General features: G+C 44.3%; 13 protein-coding genes and 1 riboswitch. Of the genes, 11 read left to right on the top strand and 2 right to left on the bottom strand.

Annotated features, from left to right (window positions below):
* Nucleotides 1-2 precede the first annotated feature (2 nt).
* Entirely contained in the window at nt 3-836 is an 834-nt protein-coding gene (dapF, locus tag CKV62_RS08240) for a diaminopimelate epimerase (protein ID WP_095066482.1), read from the bottom strand.
* Nucleotides 837-1,001: 165 nt separating this feature from the next.
* On the opposite strand from dapF, the gene ptsP reads away from it, so the two are divergent.
* Complete coding sequence (gene ptsP / locus CKV62_RS08235; protein ID WP_095066481.1) at nt 1,002-2,729, top strand: phosphoenolpyruvate--protein phosphotransferase; 1,728 nt, start codon at nt 1,002-1,004, stop codon at nt 2,727-2,729.
* Nucleotides 2,730-2,829: 100 nt separating this feature from the next.
* The gene (locus CKV62_RS08230; RefSeq protein WP_095066480.1) at nt 2,830-3,090 is read left to right on the top strand and encodes an HPr family phosphocarrier protein; all 261 of its coding nucleotides are present in this window, start codon (nt 2,830-2,832) and stop codon (nt 3,088-3,090) included.
* Nucleotides 3,091-3,396: 306 nt separating this feature from the next.
* On the opposite strand, the gene CKV62_RS08225 is transcribed toward CKV62_RS08230, so the two are convergent.
* Nucleotides 3,397-3,675, bottom strand: coding sequence for a metal-sensing transcriptional repressor (locus tag CKV62_RS08225; RefSeq protein WP_095066479.1), 279 nt, complete (start codon nt 3,673-3,675; stop codon nt 3,397-3,399).
* Nucleotides 3,676-3,826: 151 nt separating this feature from the next.
* Here CKV62_RS08225 and CKV62_RS08220 point away from each other — a divergent pair, with 151 nt between their 5' ends.
* The 9 genes from CKV62_RS08220 (at nt 3,827) to nikC (ending at nt 20,705) form a co-directional block, all read left to right on the top strand.
* On the top strand, nt 3,827-4,636 hold the full coding sequence (locus tag CKV62_RS08220; RefSeq protein WP_095066478.1) for a transglycosylase domain-containing protein: 810 nt from the start codon (nt 3,827-3,829) through the stop codon (nt 4,634-4,636).
* Between the two features lie 222 nt (nt 4,637-4,858).
* Nucleotides 4,859-6,556, top strand: a complete 1,698-nt coding sequence (locus CKV62_RS08215) for a ShlB/FhaC/HecB family hemolysin secretion/activation protein (RefSeq protein ID WP_095066477.1) — start codon at nt 4,859-4,861, stop codon at nt 6,554-6,556.
* A 43-nt stretch (nt 6,557-6,599) separates the two neighbouring features.
* The gene (locus tag CKV62_RS08210; RefSeq protein WP_231968318.1) at nt 6,600-12,806 is read left to right on the top strand and encodes a two-partner secretion domain-containing protein; all 6,207 of its coding nucleotides are present in this window, start codon (nt 6,600-6,602) and stop codon (nt 12,804-12,806) included.
* On the top strand, nt 12,788-13,681 hold the full coding sequence (locus CKV62_RS08205) for a hypothetical protein (protein WP_095066476.1): 894 nt from the start codon (nt 12,788-12,790) through the stop codon (nt 13,679-13,681). The genes CKV62_RS08210 and CKV62_RS08205 overlap by 19 nt, the downstream gene beginning before the upstream one ends.
* A gap of 224 nt (nt 13,682-13,905) precedes the next feature.
* On the top strand, nt 13,906-15,117 hold the full coding sequence (locus tag CKV62_RS08200; RefSeq protein WP_054674335.1) for an argininosuccinate synthase: 1,212 nt from the start codon (nt 13,906-13,908) through the stop codon (nt 15,115-15,117).
* Nucleotides 15,117-16,544: an argininosuccinate lyase gene (gene argH / locus CKV62_RS08195; protein WP_095066475.1), complete on the top strand. Its 1,428-nt coding sequence runs from the start codon at nt 15,117-15,119 to the stop codon at nt 16,542-16,544. Before CKV62_RS08200 ends, argH begins: the two co-directional genes overlap by 1 nt.
* Before the next feature lie 539 nt (nt 16,545-17,083).
* A complete protein-coding gene (gene potE / locus CKV62_RS08190; RefSeq protein ID WP_095066474.1) occupies nt 17,084-18,415 on the top strand; it encodes a putrescine-ornithine antiporter in 1,332 nt (443 codons plus the stop codon).
* Nucleotides 18,416-18,544: 129 nt separating this feature from the next.
* Nucleotides 18,545-18,730, top strand: a riboswitch (cobalamin riboswitch).
* 215 nt (nt 18,731-18,945) lie between these two features.
* Nucleotides 18,946-19,884: a nickel ABC transporter permease gene (gene nikB, locus CKV62_RS08185; RefSeq protein WP_095066473.1), complete on the top strand. Its 939-nt coding sequence runs from the start codon at nt 18,946-18,948 to the stop codon at nt 19,882-19,884.
* Nucleotides 19,884-20,705 (top strand): nickel transporter permease, encoded by an 822-nt coding sequence (nikC, locus tag CKV62_RS08180; protein WP_095066472.1) that lies wholly within the window; start codon nt 19,884-19,886, stop codon nt 20,703-20,705. The genes nikB and nikC overlap by 1 nt, the downstream gene beginning before the upstream one ends.
* The last annotated feature ends 147 nt before the right edge of the window (nt 20,706-20,852 follow it).

Genomic DNA, 20,852 nt, shown 5'->3' with positions numbered 1-20,852 from the left:
TCTTATTCTATGGGAAGTTCGGTTTCGAACACTTCCTCGGCAGGTCCCGTCATGAGCACCGTGCCATCCTCCAAGTATGAAATATGCAATATGCCTAAGTATAACTCCACGTCCACTTCGCGACCGGTCAGGCCTTTTTCGCAGGCCATGACGGCGGAGGCACAGGAACCGGTACCGCATGCGAGCGTAGCGCCGGCTCCGCGTTCCCAGGTGCGAACCTTGATGTGGTGGTCATTTACGACCTCCACATAGTTTACATTTGTATTTGCCGGAAAGGCGTCATGCTTTTCAAGGATAGGGCCTTGCGTTTTAACAGGTGCCTTTGTGATGTCGTCAATGAATACCTCCGTGTGAGGCACGCCGAGCAACACGGAGCTGACCGTTACGGCTTCTCCGTTTACGTCGAGGTCTACGTCGATCACCTTGTCCATATCCACATTCATCGGAATCTCCCGGGCCTTAAAAAACGGTTTGCCCATATCGACGGTGACTTGTGTTACCACGCTGTTTTCAATCGTCAGGGATGGTTTCATGACACCCGCCAATGTTTCGATGGTGAAAGTATCCTTTGTGATTTCTCCGTGCTCATAGGCGTATTTAGCGAAGCAACGGATCGCATTGCCGCACATTTCCGCTTCGCTGCCGTCCGAGTTGATGATGCGCATACGTATATCGCATGTGTCGGATGGTACGAGGATGGTAAGACCGTCAGCGCCGATGCCGGTGCGACGATCGCAGAGGCGAATGGCGAGGTCCGTATAATCTTTTGAGGCCCCTTTTGAATCGGCAAATAGAATGAAATCATTGCCGAGGCCGTGCATTTTCGTTAATCTCATAAGCGCTCCTATCAATAGATAAGACTTTCACCATGAAGCCCGTGAAAGTCTCTGATTTACATTATATTATTATATCACATATAAGGGGGCCGTACTTTATTGTTTACTATAGAAATGTTACAATAATATGTAATGTAGTTTATCAGTATAGAAAGAGGAATACACATGCGAATTCAAGGGATTTCTGGATCTCGTGGCGTTGCAGTAGGCAATGTATATAGATATGTGCAGGAGGAAATCGTCATCCCCGATTACACCGTAACGGACGATAAGGTGGATGAGGAAATCGGTAAATTTGCCACCGCTATGGCGGCGACCTTGAAACAACTGGATACGATTCGCCAAAAAGCGTTGGAGGATATGGGCCCCGACGAGGCGGCCATATTTGAGGCGCATATGCAAATCGCTCAGGATCCGTCATTGTCCGACGGCATCAAGTCCCTCGTTGAATCCGGTCATGTGAATGTGGTGGCGGCTACGTCGCAGACTATTGAAACCTTTGCGAATATCTTTCTCGGTATGGATGATCCGTACATGCGCGAGCGCGGCGCCGATATCAAGGATATCGGAGACCGTTTGATGCGTAACATTTTAGGCATGAATCCGCGCGGCTTGTCCCATATTTCCGGCGAAGTCATTTTGGTGGCTCACGATCTGGCGCCATCCGATACGGCGTCTCTTGATAAAAATGTGGTAAAAGGCATCGTGACGGCGGCCGGCGGTCCTACGTCCCATGCGGCTATCATGGCGCGGACTCTTGAAATTCCCGCTGTTATGGGGGTCGGTGATATTGAAAGCTTCACTGACGGCGATAAGGCTGTCGTGCTCGGTACGGACGGCGTCGTGGAAATCAATCCTTCCGATGCGGACTGGATCGAATATACAAACCAAGCCGAGGCATTTCAGGAGGAACTCAAACGATTGCGCGAGTCCGCCAATCTTGAAGCGATGACCACAGACGGTCATCATGTGGAACTGTTCGGCAATATCGGTAAGGCGAAGGATGCAAAGCACGCCCTTACGATGGGCGCACAGGGTATCGGCCTATATAGAACGGAATTCCTGTACATGGAAAACGATGAATTGCCGACAGAAGACGCGCAATTTGAAGAATATAAAAAAGTAGCTCAGGATATGAAGGGACAGCCTGTTATCATTCGCACCATGGATATCGGCGGCGACAAGGAATTGAAATGTCTGGACTTGTCGAGTGAAATGAATCCGTTCCTTGGATATCGGGCGATTCGCATTTCATTAAACCGTCCGGACATTTTTAAAGTGCAGTTGCGTGCGCTGTTGCGTGCTAGTGCCTTCGGAGATATTCACATTATGTATCCTATGATCGCTTCCGTGGAAGAGGTTAAACAGGCGAATGCGATGCTCGCCGAATGCAAAGCCGAGCTTACTGCTGAGGGCATCGATTTTAATGATGCTATCAAGGTGGGCATTATGATTGAAGTGCCGGCAGCGGCCGTTATTTCTCCGATTTTGGCAAAATATGTAGACTTCTTCAGCATCGGCACGAACGACCTTTGTCAATATACATTGGCGGTAGACCGGATGAACGAAGCCATCGGCGGTCTATATCAACCGTTGCATCCGGGCGTGTTGCGGCTCATCAAACACGTCATCGATGCAAGCCATGAACAGGGAAAATTCACGGGTATGTGCGGTGAACTTGCAGGTGATCCTGTGGCGACGATGATTCTGTTAGGCCTTGGTCTCGACGAATTCTCGATGACCGCATCCTCCATTCCGCTCATCAAAAAAATTCTGCGTTCCGTATCGAAAGATGATTGTAAAGCGGTGGCTGACAAGGCCCTCACCATGGATACGGCGGAAGAGATTACCAACTACGCTAAAGCCGTTCTTGAAGAAAAAGGTTTGTTGTAGATAGTGCGGGTACTTGAATTCGAAATATCGAATTGATACAATAAATCTATTACAAGACGTATGAGATGGGTCAGACCTATCGAGATAGAAAGAGGTTATCATGAAAGAATTGACAGTAGAAATTACAAATGAATCCGGTTTACATGCGCGTCCTGCGACGGCTTTCACACAATTGGCGGCAAAATTCGCATCTAAAGTTACCATTGCGGCAAATGGTAAAACAGCGGATGCCAAATCTATTTTGACCGTGTTGACATTGGGCGCTACGAAGGGTACGTCCGTTACATTGACGGCTGACGGCGCCGATGAAGACGATGCACTCGTTGCATTGAGCGAATTCTTAACTACAAATCACGACTAATCTTAAAATTGGAAAAGTCCTCCGACTATGAACGGCAGCCAGAAATTTGGACATAATTTCTGGATCTGCGGTTCACTACGGTCAGAGGACTTTTTTGTTGCCCGAAATTCGGCACGTAAAAGGAAATTGATTAGCAGGCAGGTAATGGCTTGATTAGATGTATGAAAAATCGGTATTAAATCAACAGGTTCCGTCCCATAAGCCAGATTAACAGATATACAACAGATCGGTCAACGGACATGCAAAAGACCGACTATATGAAATAGCCGGTCTTTATTGTTCGTTTTTCATAGACGCCTCGCAGGACTATTTTCCCATATTCGCAAAGCGTTCTACAGCTTTTGTGAAGTCTCTGATCGTTTTTTCCACGTCCCCGTGTTCGATACCGTCACGCACGCAATGGTTGATATGGCCCTCAAGCACGACCTGACCTACCTTGTGCAGTGCGGATTTGGCCGCATTAATCTGGCTCAGCACATCTTCGCAGGGAATGTCTTCTTCTATCATACGGTCGATAGCCTGCACTTGACCTAAAATTTTTCGTAATCGACGATGTAGATTATCTGAATCCATACACTGTTTCATAATACTCCTCCAATAGGCATGCTTTATCATCCTATTAATTATACTCTAAATAAACGCGTAAATACAACACAATCACATAGATGTGATACAATACAATCAATATAACTTATTTTTGTATATTTGTACATCGATATATCTGCATGAGGTTACAATGACAATATTTCGCTTTATTCGCCGTGCGTTGACGGTCGTCGTGGTCATACTATTGGCCATGTATATCTATGATGCGTACCATAGCTTTCAGGGGACCAATCGTGAAAGCAAGGCAAAGAGCACCGTTGAGCAACGGATAGAACAAAATGAAGATACACTGAGCAGGTTGGATCGCATTGTGCGGCTGTTTACGTTTAAGGATAAGGTGGAAACGGCTCTTGCACAGCGTGTGCCGCGGGAACACTGGGTGAAAGCGGATACCATTCCGGAAAATGCGAAAAACGCGCTCATCGCCATTGAAGACAAGCGCTATTATAATCACGGCGCTATCGATATCTTCGGCATCATTCGCGCGTTTTATACCAATACGGTGTCCGGTGAAACTGTCGAAGGGGGCAGCACCATTACGCAACAATTGGTAAAAAATCTGTTCCTGTCGTCAAAGCGTATCGTGACACGCAAGGTGGAGGAAGCCATCCTCGCCGGTGAAATGGAACATTATTATTCAAAGGAAGAAATTCTTACCATGTATCTGAATACCGTATACTATGGACATAACTATTACGGTATTTATGAAGCTTCGCACGGCTATTTCGGAGTCAGCCCGAGTCGACTTACGCTGGGGCAGTGCGCCCTGCTGGCGGCGTTGCCGAATGCGCCGAACTATCTAGATCCGTACGAGAACTATGAAGGCGCCAAGGCTCGACAAAAACTCGTGCTGGAACAGATGGTCGATCAGGGCATGATTACGCGTGCCGAAGCGGACTATGCCTATGAACAGGATTTGGGACTCATTGAGGAAGAATAGTTATTTTATTGACTGGAGGATTCAAAAATTGGATTTATGAACTGTTAGCTGCCATATAATTGAATAGGTTATCTCATGAATATCTCTTGGTTGATTGCAAAATTGACTGAGAGATATTTTAGTGAAAATAAAAATTTCATGAAATTTATAAATAGAGATTGACATCATAGGGGGAGGCTAAGATATAATTTAATACGTTACCTATAGAAAGGGGAGAGGACTATGAAAGCAGTATCTGTTGCCGCAGGCTGTGTGGGCCTGGCCGGCGTTATGTGTGCAACGCCAATTGTGGCGGCGGATGTACCGGACTTATTTATACAACAGGAAGCGGCTCGAGCCGATGCTTCCCTGCGGCAACGCGCGGAGGCACCGATGGCGAGGGCCGCTTTGTTGCGTTCGGAATCACCTGATGAAACATTAAATGGCACCTCTATACAGGCTTTGCCGCAGGAAGCGGTATCATTCCCGATAGAGCATATTACGGTTATTTCATCGGAACCGGTTTTTAAGAAGTATACGCATCGGTTGAAGGCCTATACTCATAACAATATCGGTGCGGAGGGGATTGCTGTACTGCAAAAGCAGTTACAAGAACAGATTCTTGCCGATGGATATATGACGAGTCAAGTGGTGGTGCCGAATCAGGATTTACAATCGGGCACACTTACGTTTGAGATTGTACCGGGATATGTGGAAGATATTGTTCTTACGAACCCGAAAGCTCGCACTAATTGGCGAAGCGCCTTTCCCGTACGGCCCGGGCATGTATTGCGGAGACAGGCGTTAGAACAGGGTATAGATCAGATGCGCAGTGTGCCGGGACAGGATGTGAAGCTCAGTATTGAGCCCGGAACAAAGCCCCTTCATTCTATTGTGAAAGTAACGGTAGAGCAAAAAGGATTTGTGCATGGCGCACTGATAGCGGATAATGCCGGTTATGAATCGACAGGAAAATACCAGGGGACCGTGTATCTGTCATTCAGTCAATTGGCAGGCCTTAACGATACCTTATCAGCCGGTTATACGAAGGATATCGGTCACCATGGTGACGGACATGGCTCGAAACAGTATGCCGTAAATTATGCGGTGCCCGACGGGAACCGGACGTATCGACTGTCGACGTATCAATATAGTTACCATCAATTGATATTCATGCCGGAAGCGTTCCGCTCTTCGGGGAAGACCCGCGGTGTCGAGGTTTCCGTGGAGCAGGTGCTGAACCGGACGAGTCGCTCCAAGACAGCCGCTGTCGCTAAGGTGATTCATAAGACACGACATAGTTATATTGATGATATGGAAATCGGTGTGCAGGAACAACATACGACGGCATTGGAACTGGGACTGTCCCATCGTCAGTACAGCGGGAACACCGTGTCCGACGTATACCTCTTCTATCGGCAGGGGATACGTGGGTTAGGCGCTACGGTGCGCGGCTGGGAAGGTTTGGCAGATAATCCGACTACATTATATAAAATGGCGGGACTGGAAGGCGAAATACAAAGCGGTGTACGCATCGGTCATAAACAGGGCGTGTATACGATGCGTTTCAGAAGCCAATTTACCAATCAACGTCTGTTCGGGACCGATCAGTTCAGTATCGGGGGACGGTATTCCGTACGCGGTTTCAGTGGGGAGGAAACGCTTCGTGGTGACTCCGGTTACTATATTCAAAATGAATGGGCCTTACCGTTCAGACGACAACGGATCACTCCGTATATCGGTGTAGATATAGGTCATGTATGGGGACCGTCAACAGCGACACAAATCGGTCATACATTAGCGGGCGGTGTTATCGGTGTTCGTGGGACTGTCGGCGATGCGTTTCGCTATGATGTGTCATTAGGGACACCGCTCAAGAAGCCGGACGGCTTTACGACTGATACAAAAGTATGGGCGTTTAGAGGCAGTTACCAATTTTAATTAATATGTGTGTTATCAGATGAGTGTGTATAAGGAGAGAACCATGAAAATCAAACAGTATACTGCGACCGCTGTATGTGCAGCCCTGTTAGTGACAAATTCCGGGCCTTGGATTCCGCTGGCTGTGGCACAGTCTGTCGTACCGAATCAAGGTACAATGGGTCCTGCTATGGATGAAGCTCCTAATGGGACCCCCATTGTCAATATTAATAAACCGAATGCTAAGGGGTTATCTCACAATCAATATGATATGTTTAATGTAGATGAGAAAGGGGTTATTTTAAATAACTCGAAGCGTCCTGTATCTACGGAACTGGCCGGCTATGTGATGGGGAATCCGAAGTTGAGAGGCGCCGCAGCTAAGACGATTCTAAATGAAGTAACCGGAACGGGCGCGACGGCTATGAATGGTGCGTTGGAGGTAGCAGGGCGTAAGGCACATGTTATCATTGCTAATCCTAATGGGATTGCCATTAATAATGGGACGTTCATTAATGCCAGTGCCGCTACGTTGACAACAGGAAACCCTATTATTACCGATGGAACTATTGCCGGATATGATGTGAAGCAAGGTGCGGTGACGGTATCCGGACAAGGTCTCGATGCATCGCGTACATCTCGCACGGATATTTTGGCGGAAGCGGTACAGCTCAACGGCAAGGTATGGGCGAATGAAGGCCATGTGGTAACCGGTAACAATACAGTATCTGTCGACGGTAGCGGTAAGGTAACTAATGTTACCAAGACGGGCAACTCAGAGAAGGTAGGCCTTGATGTATCTCGCATTGGCGGTATGTATGCAAACAGCATGTATTTAGTGGGAACCAATGATGGTTTCGGTGTGAACAACAAAGGGATTCTTTCCGCACAGAATCATATTTCTGTAGACAGTACCGGCAAGGTGCAAAATAGTGGTACTGTGGTGGCGCCGGATATGAGCATTAGCGCAAAAGGCTTTACGCAAGTCGGTCAAGCTAAATTGTATGCTGACTCGGCACGCATTTCGGCGGAGGCTTTCACACAAACCGGTAATGCCGTTACAAAAGATGCACCGGTACTCATTGCGCGTAAGAATTTAGCGGTGGCGACAAAGGCCATACAGAATACGAATGGTAGTGTGCTGAAGTCAGAAGGCGTGTTACAACTTGGAAAGACGATGGATTATAACGGCGCTGTAGCCGGTAAGATGGATACGTTGACTAATGTGGCGGCCACTATTGAGGCCGGTCAGCAAGGTATGATTCTCGCCAAATCCATTGCTAATACAAATGGTGGCGTTACGTTGAAACGGGCTACCACGGGAACTACGGAGCACGTTAAAAATGAAGTGGCACCGGAAGGCAGTATCAAACGATATCAGCTATCTGAGGAACGCATTTATGGTCATGATGATCCGATTCCACAAGATAAGGTCGTAGTTCATTCTTCTGAGAATTTACAACTGTCTATTAATGGACAGCATCATGATAGCTGGACTAAATATGAATATGACCGCACGCGGGTAAAAGAAGTAGTAGATACCTCTAAACCGGGACGTATTATTTCCGGCGGTAATTTACAGATTGAAGCGGATGTTGTGACTAATGATGCCAGTCAAATCAGTGCAGCGGGCATTCTGACCGGTAATATCGGTCACTATGAAGCCAACAATCCGAAGGGACATGAATATATTAGTGAAAATGGTACGGCTACAGGGTATAGTCGCCATAAACATCATGGATGGGATTCCACAAATGTTCGTGAGGCGGAGTATCATAATGATGTAGTGCAGCCGATAGATATACCGTTAACTGTCTATGGCAGTCATGTAGCTAATAGTACAACCGGGGCTACGGTGGATACGTCGGTATTGGCGACTATGAGTCAGTTATCTACCAATCCGAATACAACGTATGCGATGGAAACGGATCCGAATTTTACCAATCGAAGAACCTTCTTATCTTCTGATTATGTGTTAACCCGTTTACAATTGAATCCCATGCGTGTACAGAAACGATTGGGGGATGGGTACTACGAACAACAGTTGGTGATGCAGTCTATTTTACGTCAAACGGGTAAAAGTAGATTGCAGGCGGGGCTTACAGAAGAAGAGCAGTACCGTAAATTAATGGATGCAGGTCTTACCGTGATGAAGTCTAAATCCATGATGCTCGGACAAGGATTAACTGAGGCGGAGCAACAGCAATTGACGGAAGATGTGGTAATGCTTGTCAGTCAACCGGTGGTATTGCCGAATGGTAAGACTGAAACCTTACTCGTGCCGACGTTATATTTGGCGCCGACCACACAACGTGTCGAGGGGGCAGCGAATATGCAGGCTCAATCGATTAATTTGCAAGTGGGTACGATGCATAACAGCGGCAGTATAGTGGCGGATGATGCGATAACTGTACATGGTCATACGATTCACAATGATAACGGACTGATTAAAGGGCGTACAACGACAGTGGCGGCGGATACCGATGTTCGTAATACACAAGGTACGATAGAAGGCCGTGATCGTACAACTGTATATGCTAAGAATAATATGATAAATGAAGGCGGCACGATTAAGCAAACCGATGAAACAGGAAAGCTTGTCGTGGCGGCGGATCGTGATGTTATCAATAACGGTGTTAAGTACGAAGCCGGCAATAGTAAGATTGTATGGAACAGTGCCAATAGCCGCCGTGAAACGGTAACCGCTGTAGATCAAGGTCAAATTACGGCGAAAGGCGATGCTGTGGTGACGGCAGGCCGTGATGTTGCGATGCAGGCCGGTACGGTGACGTCGGGTAAGGATGCTACCGTGGTAGCCGGACGCCAGGTAAACATGCAGTCTATGACAGCAAGTCATGAATTAGAGGAACATCGCTATGACAAAGGTAAATCCGGTGGCGGTCATTCTCAGACTACAGAAACACATGATTTAGTGAATGAAGCGACCTCTGTAGGCAGCAGCGTGGAAGGTAATAATGTAACTGTGGCTGCGAATGCTGATGTAGTACTTAGTGGTAGTGAAATTCTGGCCGCTGATAAGGCACAGGTGGAAGGACAGAATGTAAAACTGGATACTGCATCAGCTACAAGCTCCGCCAATCATGTGTATAAGGACAAGAAGAAAAGTTTAGTTAAACGGGAACGTACGGATGCGACCGGCGTGGCACAAGTGACTGCTGTAACAGGGTCTGTTGTAAGCGGTAAAGATGTTGCAATCAGATCTGGTCATGATGTGACGGGGCAATCTGCTAAACTAATGGGTGAAAAAGGCGTTCAAGTGACAGCAGCTGGCAAGGTTGAACTCGGTGCGGATAAGAATATAGCGGAAGAAACGAGTACATATCGTCATAAAACGTCAGGGTTAATAGGAAGTGGTATCGGATTTACTATCGGTACGGAAAAACGAAATGTAGACGATACTAATCGTGAAGAAGAAACGGCACGTAATACCATTGCCAGTACAAAGGGTAAGGTAACTATTACGGCTAATGATACGGTACATCTTACTAGTGCTGACATATTGAGTAAAACCGGTACAACGATTGAAGGGACTGCAGTGACCCTTGACGGTAATACGGATACGCAACATATGACACATGATGACCGCTATAAAAAGTCCGGTTTAACCGTGTCGTTAGGGGGTGCTTTAGCTGATAGTGTAACGAATGCAACACGAACCATTAAACAAGCAGGGGGACGTGATGATAAACGGTTAGCAGTCCTTGAACTCAATGAAGCTCGTAAGCAGTTGCAAGATGGGTATGCAGCGGTAGATAAAGCGGTTAAGGGGGTCAAACTTCGTGATGCGAATGGCAATGTGTTAAAAGATACAAAAGGTCATTCTCAGCGTGGGCAAAAGAATATTGATGATGCTGTCAATTTGTCCGTGTCAATTGGTAGCACCTCACAGAAACAAGGGCAAACTGTAGATACGGCAACTTATAAGGGTGGTACCGTTATTAGTGATGGTGATGTTCGCATGACGGCTCGTGATGCTAAAAACAAAGGCATTACTCTTACCGGTGAAAGCGTATCTGCTCAATCTCTCAGTCTAGCTAGTGCCGGCGATATTAATCTTGAAGCCGGTAAGAATATAGTAGATGTGAAGAATAACTACAAAAGCTCCGGTTGGAGTGTGGGTGCTAATCTTAGCTTAATGACCGGTAGTCTATTAGATGTCAATGCCAGTGGGCATATGGCACGTCAACAGGGGGATACGCATCAGGAAAGCTATGTACCGGCAACCATAAAGGCTACAGAGCTTGCGCAACTTAAGGCGCATCGAGATACAAATATCATAGGGTCTACTGTGTTCGGTAAGAAGGTGCAGGTAGATACCGGACGTGATTTGACGATTCGGAGCTTACAAGATGTAGATAACTTTAAAGAACATAGTAAATCCGGTGGATTCTCCATTTCCTCTAAACCTAATTTCAAGGATCCTACCGGCAGTATCAGTGCTAGCGTCGGTCGCATTGATAGTAAGTGGAAGAGCGTGACGAAACAGGCGGGGATCTATGCCGGTGATGAAGGATACGATATTCATACAGGCAATGTGACAACCTTAGAAGGGGCTTTGATTAAAAGTGATGCTCCGAAAGCTAAGAATAAATTGGCTACAAAATCTCTAGAGATGAAAGATATCCATAATGAAGCTGAGTATACTTATAGCAATAATGGTATTGGCTATAACTACTATGGTAGTAAAAAGAAACTCGAAGAGATGAAGACTAACGATAAAAAAGGTTACGATAAAATTTATAACAATATCGGTCTAGTTCCGAATTTAGGCGTAGGCTCTAAAGGTAAAGCAAGCTCCACTACTCAATCTGCTATTTCTGATGGTATACTTACAGTAGATGGTAAAGAGATTGATACTAAAACCATTAATACGAATACCGAAAATACATTACATCAACTAGATAAGATTTTTGATAAAAAGAAAATTGAAGAACGTCAGGAGTTGGCTCGTCTATTCTCACAAAATGCTTATGAACAATTACATAATTGGCAACCAACAACTAAGGATGGTAAATTGGCTAAGTCTATTGCTCACGGTATTATTGGTGAATGGGCAGCTCGTATAGCCGGTAATGCACCTGGTAGTGGATTTAAGGCCACTATGACTAATGAAATGTTAATAGGTGAAATAAGAAAATTAGCTAAAAGTAATTCTGATTTAGCACAGTGGTTAAGTGCTGGATTGGGAGCTTTAGTAAATTTCTCTACAGATTCTGATCCTAATTTAGGTGCAGCTATAGCAAGTTATGGAACAAAATGGAATGAGGTGTCTGTTAGTGAAGTAAATCGATCTAATGAGATGTTTTTGTATGAAAAGGATGCTGAAGCAAAGGCTTATAATGTAAATTCCGATGTGAGTTTTGAGGAAATTTCTAATAGTTTAAATTTGGTAAAGGAACTTGGTCCAGTGGATGTTGGTATTGATTTTCGTAATGTACCACAAGGTTTTTTTAGATCGTTGGCAAATGCGGCAAATAATACCAATCCTTTTAAAGAAAATGGTGCATTTTTAATGATGAATATAGATTCAGATTATAATAATCAATTAAATTATGGAGATAAGGGATTGATTTTATTATCACATCGTAAATATGAATTTATTGCAAACTCTCAATTAGGTAGTGTAATAATGGAGGGTATTGAAATGCAGAAAGCTATCAAGGATACTATTGAATTCGCAGTTAATAATGGTACGGTTGGAAAAACTATTAACATAAAAACTAACATTTCATATAATGGAAACCCTACAAGTGATAAAATATTAGATTTTTTTGCTTTTGTAAGTGCAGGAAGACATGAGTTTAATTCGGAGGCTCGAAAAGATTCAAAAAATAAAATTTACACAAATTCATTATTAGTTGATAACTCAAATTATGAGTATCATAAAGGTACATCTCCTACAGATGTATTAAATAATATAGGTGCTAGGGGAATGGAACTAGGGCATTTACAAGCTTATGAATGGATGATTAAATTTAGGCTTGAGGCTGTACCGGTGGATATGCTTAGATTAGAAGAAATGGAAAAACGAAATGAAATACGAATTATTGGTGATCGTATAGTCAAACAGGCTCCTAGTATTGCTGTTATTAAGAGATTTGTAGATAAAAATGGGCCTAAAATTCCAAGTAAGACTAGTTTGGTTGATTTTATTAAGGAGCAACTAAATTCAGGCGGCAGATTAATAACTATATATGATGCTAAAAAAGGAAAAAATGTAAATTATATTGTATGGGTAAAAAATGGATAATGAAATACATAAAAATATTACTTATCATAATCAGCCTTTGTACAGTATCTTTTATTTTGATATTTAATTACCTTTTTTCGGATAACCGGTTCAATACCTCAGAGATTTATTATGATACTGAAGAAAAAGTGTTGAGTAACTCCAAATCAGATGGTGTTATTGCCAGAGATGTATATGGGATGTATGAAATTGAAAATAAAATTTATTACATCACTTCGTATGGCTACGGTATATATGATGAACACACTGGAGAAAATAGTATTGTTAAATATACTAATGAAAGTACAATACCGGCTGATGTGAAGTTAAATTTTAATAGAGGTTATCTATCTATTAAGCAGCTTGATGTCAGTGAACAGGATACATGGTCTAAAATTCTAAACAATGAAATTAAATCACAGCATAATTTTCCGGATTGTTATGTTGTTAAGTATCCATTTTATCTTTCCGGGTTACAACATAAAATTATTGAGTTGAATACAGGAAAATCAATAGGTCGTTATAGTGAGTTTAGTATTCAAAATAATGCGTTTTATTTTGTTGATTTTGGAACTATAGGTAAAATTGATTTAGATACAAATCAGGTATATAAATTCTATACCTCTAAATTATTAATATCTAAGTTTTCTAAAGAACCCGGAAGTGATGGATTTAAGAATTACTTATTAGAAATATTGGAAAAAGAACGATTAAAAGATAAAGAATTATTAGATAACCATACTTTGAGTATTCTGCTTGTGAATAATTTTTCTGAATTCAATGGTACGGATCAATCGGTATTCAGTACATTGATAGATAAAATGGTTCGAGAACGGAAAGCTCTTGATATAGGGAAATTAAATAATGTTCCTATTGTTGACTATTTAAATGAATAATAGCTTGTCTGTACAGAAAAAAATTCTAAAATACTTACAAACCGAATTATATTACATAGTTGCATAAAAACAATACTTGCATTTATAAATATACGGGTGTATACTAAGTTTTGTCAGACTGGTGAAATTCTTTCACGGGCCGTAAAGCCACAGGGCTTTCACAATTGTCTGATAGTGTATCACGTATATTATAGAAATATATAATGGGTTTATGAGGTGTTATCATGGGCAAAGCAAACAAAGTAGTACTCGCGTATTCTGGTGGGTTGGACACATCTGTTATCATTCCTTGGCTTAAGGAAAATTACGGTTGCGAAGTTATCGCTGTGTGCGTTGATTTGGGGCAGCCTGAGGATTTCGATGCTGTTGAGAAAAAGGCCATCGCGTCCGGCGCGTCCAAGGCGTATATCGTCGATGCGAAGGAGGAATTTGTTAAAGAATATGTATGGCCTACTGTGAAAGCCGGTGCCGTGTACGAAGGTAAATATTTGCTCGGAACATCCTTTGCGAGACCTTTAATCGGTAAAATTCTGGTTAATATCGCCACTAAAGAAGGCGCCGATGCGGTTGCTCATGGTGCGACCGGCAAAGGTAACGATCAGGTGCGGTTTGAATTGGCTATCAAAGCCCTTGCACCGAACTTGAAAATTATCGCGCCATGGCGGGAATGGGATTTGAAATCCCGTACGGACTGCATGGAATATGCGGCAAAGCATAATATCCCTGTAGTGGCGACTAAAACGCATCCGTATTCGATGGACCAAAACGTATGGCATTTATCTCACGAAGGCGGCGATCTTGAAAATCCAGCAAATGCGCCTAAAGATGATGTGTATTTGGTGACGCATACTCCGGAACAGGCCCCTGATGAAGCCGGTTTTGTGACGGTTACTTTCAAAGAAGGCGTACCGGTAGCCGTAGACGGTGAAAAAGGCACACCGTTACAATTGTTGGAAAAACTCAATGAAATCGGCGCTCATTATGGCGTCGGCGTCGTAGATATCGTGGAAAACAGATTGGTAGGTATGAAATCCCGTGGCGTTTATGAAAATCCGGGCGGATCTATCATCATGTATGCGCATAGAGAATTGGAATACCTTTGCCTCGACAGAGCGACGTATCACTATAAAGAACTCATTGCGAACAAGTATGCGGAACTCGTGTATGACGGCATGTGGTTTGCGCCGTTGATGAACGCGTTGCAGGCATTTGTGGATGAAACGCAGAAGACGGTGACAGGCGATGTGAAACTCAAATTGTACAAAGGCAATATCATTTCTGCAGGCAGCACCTCTCCATATTCCTTGTACAGCGAAGATTTCGTAACATTCGAAGAGGATGATGTATATGATCAGGCTGATGCGGCCGGATTTATCAACCTGTTCGGTTTACCTCTTAAAATTAATGCGTTGATGAAAGAAAAGGCAGGTTTATAATGGCTAAATTGTGGGGCGGGCGTTTCACAAAGGGCACGGATAAAGCGGTAGAGGATTTTACATCCTCTATCGCTTTTGACGCTCGGATGTACGCCGAAGATATTGCCGGCAGTAAGGCACATGCGAAAATGCTGGCTAAACAACATATTATCTCCGACGCGGATCGGGATGCAATTGTGGCGGGCTTAACGAAGATAAAGGGGCAAATCGATAAGGGTGAGTTTCCGTTTTCCGTAGCCCTTGAAGATATTCATATGAATATTGAAAAGCGCCTCACCGACGATATCGGTGAAGCGGGCGGTCGTTTGCATACGGGTCGTAGTCGTAATGATCAATGTGCGGTGGATTTGCATATGTACGTGCGCAAGGCCGTTGTGGAAATGGGCGAACTCATCGTGGATATGCAAAAGGCGCTCATCGAAACGGCGGAGAAATACAGCGACGTAATCATGCCGGGGTATACTCATTTGCAACGGGCGCAACCGGTGCTGTTCGGACATCACATGATGGCGTATTTTTCCATGTTGGAACGCGATTTTGACCGTTTGCTGACGGTCTTTAAGCATGCCGATATCATGCCTCTCGGGGCGGGTGCATTAGCGGGTTCTACGTACGGTATTGATCAGACGTATACACAGGAGCTATTGGGGTTTTCCCGTATTTATGAGAACAGTATGGATGCCGTATCCGACCGTGATTACGTAGTGGAATTTTTGTCCTTCGCGTCTCTCGTGATGATGCACTTGAGCCGTCTCAGCGAGGAGCTGATTTTATGGTCCACCAATGAGTTCAATTTTATTGAATTGGACGATGCGCACTGCACGGGCTCCAGTATCATGCCGCAAAAGAAAAATCCAGACGTATGTGAACTGGTGCGCGGCAAAACAGGTCGTACCTATGGACATCTGTTAGGGTTGCTAACGACCCTCAAAGGTTTGCCGTTGACGTACAACAAGGATATGCAGGAGGATAAAGAGGGTATCTTTGATGTCATTGATACGGTTCACTTTGCATTATCCATCAATGCGGCTATGATTCGGGGGATGAAGGTAAACGGTGCTCATATGAAAGCCGTCCTTGATGACGATTTCTCCAATGCGACGGATATGGCGGATTACCTTGCGAAAAAAGGTGTTCCGTTCCGTGAAGCTCACGAAATCGTGGGCAAGGCCGTACATCATTGTATCGAAAAAGGCTGTGTTCTCCTCGATTTATCCGTAGAGGATTTCAAAGCCATCTCTCATCACTTTGATGCGGATATTTTAGATGCCATCTCTATTGAAGCCTGCATAGCGGGACGTAACAACTACTCCGGTACCGCACCGGACTGTGTGGAGCGGCAACGGAATAACGGGAAAGCCGTTATCGCCGCAGAAGAAAAACAAATTGCGGACTGGAAGGCCATTGTTGAATCCGTACAGGAATAATATGATTCATCAGTATAGCTGAAAAATTTATAAAGCCGATATATACATAAGCGTTGATTTGCCGTTAAGGGAATCATTATGGACCTATGTATATATTGGCTTTTTGTTTGCTGAAACTGTTATGTATTGTAAGTGAGAATGTACTATAAAAATGGTGTGATTTTGTGTTCGCGTGTAGTGGACTGTATAAAGTGATAGTCTTGTACCACGATACCATAACCGTCATAGATAGGAAAAATTACATATAGACACAGGATAAAATAGGGTAAAAATATATATTGTCATCATTAAAATAAATTCAGTTCATTTTACATGTTAAATTATATATGATTTATTCAATTCGTGTAATATGACATGTCCGTCAATAAAGTACTTTCATTTTGAACTCATAGGTGATATTATTGGAGTCGTATTAAGAATAAAAACGGTAAATCCACATTCAAGCCCATCACAGCACGAACTGGATTTACTTAGCGGTATATATAGTACAAGTGAATTATGGACGAGAAAAAATTCACCTTACGAAAGGGGATTGATACATGAAAACCACCGCTAAAAAAATGTCTGTATTCCAGCTAACCACAATGGTAGCAGCCAATATGCTAGGAGCTGGGATCATTATGTTACCGACTAATTTGGCTCAAGTTGGTACTATTTCAGTTTTATCTTGGCTCGTGACAGCTGTGGGTGCGCTGGTATTGGCGTATATTTTTGCTCAAGCGGGTATGTTCTCCACAAAACGTGGCGGCGTGGGCGGCTATGCAGAATACCGCTTCGGTAAAACTGGACATTTTATGGCGAATTATGCTTACAGCATATCGCTTATCATTGCTAATATAGCCATTGCAGTATCTGCAGTCGGTTATGGCGCAGTTTTCTTTGGGGTTGATCTTAATGCCATTCAAATGAGTGAAGCGGCAATCGTATTGCTATGGTTCGCGGCGATTTTGAATTTCCGCGGTAATCGCTTCACCGGCCAATTAAGCAACCTTACTATTTGGGGCGCTATCGTCCCGGTCCTTGTAATCGGAACCCTCGGTTGGTTCTGGTTCAACCCTGACACTTATATGGCGGCATGGAATCCAAACGACTTGCCGTTCTTTGATGCAATCAAACAATCTATTGCATTGACATTGTGGGGCTTCCTAGGATTTGAATCTGCTGCAGCGAATGCTGATGCTGTAGAGAATCCAAAGAAAAACGTGCCTATTGCGACTGTAGCGGGCACATTAGCAGTGGCGGTGATTTACATCTTGTCCACTAACGTGATGGCCGGTATCGTGCCTAACGTTGATCTCTTGAACTCTAACGCACCATTCGGTTTGACCTTCGTATACATGTTCAATGATACGGTGGCTGATATCGTAATGGCGGCTATGGTGATTTCCTGCTTCGGCGCATTGTTGTGCTGGCAGTTCACTTTGTCTCGTGTTTTTAAAAGCTGCGCGGAGCACGGTTATTTCCCTAAGGTGTTCGCTCGTGTGAACAGCAAGGATGCTCCCGTGCGTGGCGTCTTTATCTTGTTAGCTATTGAAACGGCGATTACATTATTTACGGCAGATGATTCCCTTCGTCAGCAATTTGAAAATCTTGTAAACTTGGCCGTTGTAACTAATGTGTTCCCTTATGTGTTGTGTATCTTAGCGGTAACGACTATGATGCGACAGGAGGGCGCTGCAGAGGTGAAAGTTAAAAGATTCGCACCGGTTGCGATGTTTGGCGTGGCATACTGCTTGTATGCAATTTACGCATGTGGCGTGGATGCTATGATGAGCAGCGCTATTGCTATCGGCATCGGCTTTGTAACCTATATGGTTCGCAAAGCATGGCTACATCGCCGCCAGGTCGGTTTACAACAAAGTATTGATTAAACTCTCGTCTTTTGGAGGCTGTTACTACTGTAACGGCCTCTTTTTTGTGCCTTGATGCATGCTTTGTACCCATAGGGGGTATGTGTATTGTAAACTAAGTATAAATATAGTATATTTATAATCGATAAAAATGAATAAACTAATGAGTGTCGGTGTATACCGAGCGTAAAAGAGGAAAATGGGTGTGAATCCCATACTATGCAAATAGCTGTAATGAGGAGCAAGGTTTCATTATAGGGTCACTGGGGAACTGGGAAGGCCGAGATGTTGCGATGAATCATAAGTCAGAAAGCCTGCTCTAAAGGAATGGTATATTGTATATGGTATTTCCTGTTGAGGTTAGTCAGGCTGGCTAGCCTTTTTTTGTGCATAGTTCCCTGTAGACCTCAACGTGTGTGGAGGCCTCCATATTGCAAAACAATAAAATTATGGAGATAGGAGATATTAGAATGCAGTAGCTTGGAGGAGCACTTATAGAGTTATTCATGTATCGATGGTATTTCGGGTTTTGGAGAGTTTAGGAGGTGCCTATGGGCAAACGCATTGCCAAACAGCTCGGTCAGTTTATTGTGACCTTGTTTGGCATTACATTCTTGACATTTTGTCTAACCTATTTAGCCCCCGGTGATCCGGTAACGATGTTATTGGAAACGGCGGATACGATTGTATCTCAGGAAACGATTGATGAAACGCGAGCACAGTTGGGGCTCGATAAGCCGTTTCTGGTGCAGTATGCGAATTGGGTTGTCAATGCGGCGCACGGCGATTTGGGGATGAGTTATTCCTCTAAAAAACCGGTGGTGGATCGCATGCTGGAGGCTTTGCCGGGGACGGTAGCCCTCGCGGGAACAGCCTTAGTATTTACATTGCTGTATGCACTGCCGGCAGGGATTGTGAGTGCTCTTAATCGGAATAAATGGATAGACTATCTGCTCAGATTTGCTTCCTTTGTAGGTATCTCTATGCCGACATTCTGGTTGGGCCTAGTGTTAATCTACATTTTTGGTCTTAAGTTAGGTCTGGTTCCGATCGCATCGTCCCGTGTAACGGCAACGGGGGTCATTCTCCCGGCAATTACATTGGCCGTAGTGGTAGGTTCCAAGTACATGAGGCAAGTACGTCTTGTCATCCTGGAGGAAATGCAGAAGGATTACGTCATCGGAGCTCGTGCTCGTGGTGTCAGCGAAGTTAAAATTTTATTCGGTCATATCTTGCCGAATGCATTGCTTCCGTTGATTACCATCTTAGGCGTGCTTATCGGATGGCTTTTAGGCGGTGTAGCCGTAGTGGAAATGGTATTTTCCTGGCCTGGCCTCGGGAATATGGCGATTTATGCCATCACCATGCGCGATTATCCGCTGATTGAAGGCTTTGTGTTGTGGGTTGCATTAGCTTATATGTGCATCAACGCTTTAGTAGATGCATCGTATATCCTATTGGATCCTAGATTGAAACGGGAGAGAGCATAATGACAGAATTTATTCAAAAACATAAATTGTTCTCTTTCTACAGTATGCTGATGCTTATTGTCGTGTTCATCGCTATCTTTGCACCATGGCTTGCACCGGGCGATGCTTTCACATCGAATATGAGTCAGGCCCTGCAGGCGCCGAGTGCGCAGTACTGGTTCGGCACGGATAAGCTGGGCCGTGACGTATTGTCCCGTATCATTTACGGTACGCAGTTGTCTCTCTTCATGGGCGTGTCTATCGTTGTTATCATGGTGACAATCGGTACCGTTATAGGAGCGGTGGCAGGCTATTTCGGCGGAAAAATCGAAATCGTCCTCATGCGTATGGCGGATATCATGTTATCCTTCCCTGGTGTTGTATTGGCGATTGCTATCGCCGGTATTTTGGGCGGTAGTATTGTAAACACCATTCTCGCTTTGTCCGTCGTAGGCTGGGCGAAATATGCGCGTATCGTGCGTTCTCTTACGCTGAAAGTACGCGGTGAGGAATATGTAACGGCGGCGGTTATGATGGGGGCCTCTACGGGAACCATTCTCAGACGTCATATCATTCCGAATATATTACCACTTGTCGTAACGACCGGTGCTCTCGATATCGGTGCTATCATGATTGAGGTTGCGGGGTTATCCTTCCTCGGTTTCGGTGCGCAGCCGCCGACTCCGGAATGGGGCCTTATGCTCAATGAGGGGCGTCAATATTTACAGACGAGCCCATGGCTTATGGTGTTTCCGGGGATGTCCATTTTGCTCGTCGTAGCTATCTTCAATCTCTGGTCCGACTCGCTACGTGACGTAGTGGATCCTAAGAATCAGGGATAAATTTTAGCTTAAGGTATATTCAGGAAAAATCCGAAATATATTCTGTGAAAGAACCGTCCTGTGGCGGACGGACTCTAACATGGTTTTACCATTACTACCACCCATAGCGTGGTATGGTGATATTTTATATGTTGTAATTGTACAAGG

It is taken from the genome of Veillonella rodentium, from assembly GCF_900187285.1.
GTDB classification, from domain to species: domain Bacteria; phylum Bacillota; class Negativicutes; order Veillonellales; family Veillonellaceae; genus Veillonella; species Veillonella rodentium.
This window is presented reverse-complemented; position numbering and strand designations above follow the sequence as displayed.